This window comes from bacterium (assembly GCA_035703895.1).
In the GTDB taxonomy this organism is placed as follows: domain Bacteria; phylum Sysuimicrobiota; class Sysuimicrobiia; order Sysuimicrobiales; family Segetimicrobiaceae; genus Segetimicrobium.
On record DASSXJ010000227.1, the window covers coordinates 1 to 5507 of the forward strand.

Here is a 5507-nt window from a genome sequence, read left to right on the forward strand (position 1 = left end):
CCCGGAGGTCTAAGCCATCCTGAGTTCGATGAAGGGGGAAATAAGGCGTTTCTCAGTTTGGCACAAGAACCGGATAGACTTTCCGCCCGGCTTGCCGTACTGTCGAGACAGGAGGATCGACGATGGCACGGGCGTTGAGTACGCAACAGCAAATCGGACGGGGATCCGAGGATGTGTACTGGCGGTCCACGTTGGCCAGAGATCCCGCGGCCGACGGGATGTTCGTCTACGCGGTCCGCTCCACCGGAATCTACTGCCGGCCGTCCTGCCCGTCGCGCAAGCCCGGGCGCAACAATGTGCAGTTCTTTCGGGCGCCCGAAGCGGCGGAGCGGGCGGGGTTCCGCGCGTGCCGGCGATGCCGCCCTCGTGATGCCGCTCAGGCGGATCCGCGGCTCGACGTCGTCCGGCAGGCATGCCACTACCTCGATGAGCACAAGGATGACCGGCTCTCGCTCACGGATCTCGGGAGGCGTGTGGGGGTGAGCCCGCACCGGCTGCTGCGGACGTTTAAGCGGATCGTAGGGATCACGCCCCGCGAGTACGCGGAAGCCCACCGGCTGGACCGGCTCAAAGGAAGGCTGAGAGAGGGGGACTCTGTGACACGGGCTCTATACGATGCGGGATACGGATCCAGCAGCCGCTTGTACGAGCGCGCGCAGGCTCGCCTGGGGATGACCCCGGGGGTCTACCGTCGCGGCGGCCAGGGCATGCGCATCGAGTATGCCATCGCGGACTGCCCGCTCGGCCGCCTCCTCGTGGCGGCGACGGAACGGGGCGTCTGCGCGGTGTACTTCGGGGACACCGACCGCGCGCTCGAGGGGTCCCTTTCGCGCGAGTATCCCTCTGCCGAGATCCGCCGGGGGGAGAACGGCGCCGCGCGCTGGATCGGCGCGATCCTCCGACACCTCGAGGGCAAGCAGCCGCACCTCGACCTGCCGACGGACGTCAAGGCAACGGCGTTTCAGCAGAGGGTCTGGCAGCAACTGCGGGCGATCCCGTACGGTGAAACTCGCACGTACCGAGAGATCGCGGAACGCATAGGGGCCCCGCGGGCGGCGCGGGCGGTCGGTCGCGCCTGCGCAACGAACCCGGTCTCGGTGGTGGTGCCGTGCCATCGAGCGGTGAGGGAAGATGGCGGACTCGGCGGATACCGCTGGGGGATGAATCGAAAGGAACACCTGCTGGCCCACGAGCGGGCCATGGTGGGCGCGGAAGCGGTACCGAGGTCCGCCGGCTAACCCCGCCCTTCCCCCTCTCGGAGAGGGATCCCCGCTTTCTCCATATCGTATTGCCGCGGACCGGCCACAGCCGTGGGCGCGTCCCCGTGGAGGTGCGTGCGGAACCACGACACCAGGTGTCGGAGCTGCGCGATTCGATGCTTGGGCTGTCCGGACTGAGAGAGCCCATGGCTCTCACCGGGGAACCGGACCAGCAGCGTCGGGGTGCCCTGCTTTTTGAGCGCGACGAAGAGTTGTTCCGCCTGATCGATCGGGCAGCGCAAGTCGTTCTCGCCATGGAGGATCAACAGGGGCGTCCGCATCTGGCGCACGTAGGTAATAGGCGACCGCTCGAGATAAAAGGCGGCTGATTCCCACGGGTCACCGGGGAATTCCCAGAGTCCGTTCTGGTACGCGATGTCGGAGGTGCCCCACTGGCTGTAGCGGTTGCAGGTGCTTCGTAGGGCCACCGCGGCCCGGAAACGCTGCGTGTGCCCCACAATCCAGTTCGTCATGAACCCCCCATAGCTGCCTCCGGCGACCCCGAGCCGGCCCGGATCGATCCAGTCGTACGTCGCCAGCGCGTAATCCAGTGCACGCATGAGATCTTCATAATCCTTTCCACCCCAGTCGTGGTGGGTCGCGGAAGCGAAAGCCTGGCCGTACCCTTGACTCCCTCGAGGGTTGGTAAAGAGCACGCCATAGCCTTCGGCGCAGAGCAGCTGGAATTCATGAACGAAGGTGTTCCCGTATGCGCTGTGCGGACCACCGTGGATCATCAGGACCGTCGGACCCCGGCCGCCCTTTCCAATGCCGGCCGGCTTCATCGCCCACCCCTCGATGGGCCACCCGTCCGCTCCGGAACATTGGAAGCGCTCCGGGGCGGTGAGGGCCAGCGTGTCAAGCAGGGGGGCGTTCCATGCGGTGAGACGGCGGAGGGTCTGTGCGCCGGCACCGCTCAGGGCGGCGACCGCCACCTCGCCCGGCATGAGCGGATCGCCTTCGATACACGCAACCCGCCTGGCGGCACGGTCGAGCGTGCACCCAACCACATCGTGCTCCCCACGCGTCTCGAGACGGACGGCACCGTCCGGCACCGAGCTGGATGCGATCTGCGTGTTCCCCCCGTCTGCCGCCAAGAAATACAGTCGACCGCCGTCCGGCGCCCACGTGAGCCCACCGGAGGTCGGCTGCGCCCGGATGTCGGAGCCGAGGTGGTGCCCGACACTTCGATCGTACCCGCGAGTCAGGCAGACAGGTGCCCCACCGGCCGCAGGGACGGTCCAGATCCCCAGATGCGTGGCATCCCAGCAGGCGTTGTCGTGCCCAATGTACGCAAGGTGTGTGCCGTCCGGGGACCACGAGGGGAACTGAACCGGCCCCAGGCCCCGCGTGACCCGGCGCGGCGGTGCGGCGCCGTCGACAGGGACGACCCAGACGTCGCTCGTGTTCGCCAGGTCCGCATCCGGCGACGCGTTTCCCGCATACGCGAGGTGCGTCCCATCCGGGGACCACGACGGCGCGAGGTGATCGTGTTCGCCCTCGGTCACTTGCCGGATCGCGCCGCCGTCCGCCCGCACGATGAACACCTGCTTCCAGCGGCCGTCCCAGAGACCTTCGCCGTCCTGCTTGTAGCGCAGCCTGGAGATCACCCGGACATCGCTCTCCTGGCGCGACCCCTCCGCGCCGAGCTTGCCGACGAACGCAATCCATTGGCTATCGGGAGACCACGCGAGGTCCGAGGGGGAACAGGCATCAGAGGTGAGGGCGTGGGCTTCGCCTCCGCCGGTGGGGATGACCCACACCTGCTTGGTGCCGCCGCGCTCTGAGACGAACGCGATTCGAGTGCCGTCCGGAGACCAGCGCGGGCCGGTATCCCGCCCCGGCGCGGTCGTGAGCTGCCACGGCATGCCGCGCTCGAAGGGAACGATCCAGAGGTTGGTGCGGTACCCATTGGCCTCGGTGTCAACGGTTGTCACCGTGCAGACCACGTGTGCTCCGTCTGGGGCCATCTGTGGGTCGTCTGCGATCTTCAGCGCGAGCAGGTCTTCGAGGGTGATCGGCCGCTTGCTTGAGGAGTCCACCTCGATGTTTTCCCCGTGACGCAGACCTTCACCTCCGGCAGCCGCCGTGCCGCGGTCTCCCGTCTAAACAGGGGAAGTTCTGGGCAAGATTTCTTAGGTAGGTATCATCGTTCCCGCATCCTGAGGGGGCTTGGACAGACCAGAACATGACCCACTCTCCGCTCCTCATCAAGTTTACAGCCGTCAGCCTCGTCGTCACGGCGATCATTGCGGCCGGGCTTGGGTGGGTTGTCGGCAATCATATGGTCAACAGCGCGGTGCAGGACGCCATCCGGACGTCCATCGAGGTCGTACAGGACGTCATCACGCCACAGGTCACCGCCGATGACTTCGGACCCCCCACCCCCGGCCGCATCGAGGCTTGGCGGCAGCGGCTCCGCGGCATCCTGGGGCGGACGGATATCGTGCGTGTAAAGGTCTGGAACGCCTCAGGCCAGGTCGTGTATTCGGACAAACCCGCACTCATCGGGCGGGTCTTCCCGCTCGCGGATGAAGAGGATCTGCGCCAGACGCTCGTGGCGGGCCGCGTGACGAGCGATCTCACCTCACTCGGGAAGATGGAGAATCAAAGCGAGCGCCCCTACGGCCGCCTGATGGAGATCTACACGCCGGTCGTGCTGCCGGGCTCGCACGAGATCATCGGGGCGTACGAAGTCTACCGGACGGTGGGCCCGCTGCAGGCGCAGATCGCCGATATCAGGAAGTTTGTCTGGGAAGCGTGGGCGGGCGCGTTCACGCTTCTCTATCTCTCGATGTTCTTCTTCATCAACCGGGCGGGAGGGCAGTTGATCCAGCAGCGGGAGGATCTGCACCGCGCCTTCGTGGGAACTGTACGGGCGCTGGTGAGCGCGGTGGACTTCAAGGACTCGTATACGGCGAGCCACTCGTCGCTTGTCGCCGAATACGCGGCGATGACGGCCCGGATGCTCGGCCTGAACAGCGAGGAGATCGAGGATATCCGGATGGCCGCGTACCTCCATGACCTCGGCAAGATCGGCGTCCCCGATGCCGTTCTGCGAAAGCCGGCCGCGCTGACCCCGGAGGAAGGCCGGCAGATGCGCCGGCATCCCGCGATCGCCGCCCACATCCTAGAGGACGTCCCGTTCTCGCGCCGGATTAAGTCGGCCGTTCGACACAACCACGAGCGCTGGGACGGCACCGGCTATCCCGACGGCCTTAGGGGCGAGGAGATCCCGATTGAGGCCCGCATCCTCAGCGTTGCGGACGCGTATGAGGCGATGACCTCCAACCGGCCTTACCGCACCACTCTGGACCATGCGTCCGCCATTGCGGAGCTCCGGCGGCATGTCCGCACCCAGTTCGATCCCCGGGTCGTGAACGCGTTCGTGCAGGCGCTCGAGCACGAGCAGGCCGGCGCCAGAGTCAGGGAGCCCGCTCCAACGGTCCGGGCCAACCCCCACCACGCCATCTAAGCATCGGCCGCGGTCCAACTCGGAGCCGGCGTCCTCCGACGCGCCCGACGCGCTGCCTCGGTTGCCCCGGCTCGACTCATCTGGTACCATAGAATCCGGCATGCCGGTGATCTGCGACCCCAGACAGCGTCCCCGCGAGTGCATCTGTCCTCGGCGGAGGTAGTCCGCCTCCGCTTCCACGCGTCATTCATTTCTCACAACCTAGGAGGACCAGATGAAGGCCGAAGCGCCTCGCATTGGCGTTGTCTATGAGCATCCCGCATGGTTCGCCCCGCTGTTTGCTGAACTCGACCGGCGGGGAATCCGGTACGACCGAATCGACATGAGCGCACACACCTTTGACCCAGACCGCGGGGCTGTGCCGTGGTCTCTGGTGCTGAACCGCATGAGCCCGTCGGCATACTTGCGAGGCCATGAGCAGGCCATCGCCTATACGCGCGAGTTCCTACGCCACCTCGAAGGGGCGGGCGTCGATGTCGTCAACGGGTCGGAGGCGTTCGCGCTGGAAACCTCGAAGGTCGCGCAGTACCTGCTGCTCCGGCGCCTCGGCCTGCCCGTCCCGCGGGCCCGGGCCATCAACCACCCGTCGCAGGCGGCGGCCGCGGCCGAGGACTTGAGCTACCCCGTCATCGTAAAGCCCAACATCGGAGGGAGCGGGGCCGGCATGCAGCGGTTCGATACGCCTGAGGCCCTCCGAGCCGCGGCGGAGTCGGGCGCGCTGTCGCTCGGGATCGACCACGTCGCGCTCGTCCAGGAGTTTCTGACGCCGCGGG

Annotated in this window: 4 protein-coding genes; 3 read left to right on the top strand and 1 reads right to left on the bottom strand. The window is 66.8% G+C overall.

What is annotated here, in order from left to right:
- The first annotated feature begins 122 nt into the window (after positions 1 to 122).
- A complete protein-coding gene (gene ada, locus VFP86_15050) occupies positions 123 to 1238 on the top strand; it encodes a bifunctional DNA-binding transcriptional regulator/O6-methylguanine-DNA methyltransferase Ada (GenBank protein HET9000954.1) in 1116 nt (371 codons plus the stop codon).
- Here ada and VFP86_15055 read toward each other — a convergent pair.
- A complete protein-coding gene (locus VFP86_15055; GenBank protein HET9000955.1) occupies positions 1235 to 3301 on the bottom strand; it encodes a S9 family peptidase in 2067 nt (688 codons plus the stop codon). The two genes, ada and VFP86_15055, sit on opposite strands and share 4 nt — an antisense overlap.
- 146 nt (positions 3302 to 3447) lie before the next feature.
- Here VFP86_15055 and VFP86_15060 point away from each other — a divergent pair, with 146 nt between their 5' ends.
- Together VFP86_15060 and VFP86_15065 are read left to right on the top strand one after the other, a co-directional pair.
- Positions 3448 to 4734: an HD-GYP domain-containing protein gene (locus tag VFP86_15060; protein HET9000956.1), complete on the top strand. Its 1287-nt coding sequence runs from the start codon at positions 3448 to 3450 to the stop codon at positions 4732 to 4734.
- Between the two features lie 214 nt (positions 4735 to 4948).
- A partial coding sequence (locus VFP86_15065) for a hypothetical protein (GenBank protein ID HET9000957.1) occupies positions 4949 to 5507 on the top strand: 559 nt, incomplete at its 3' end.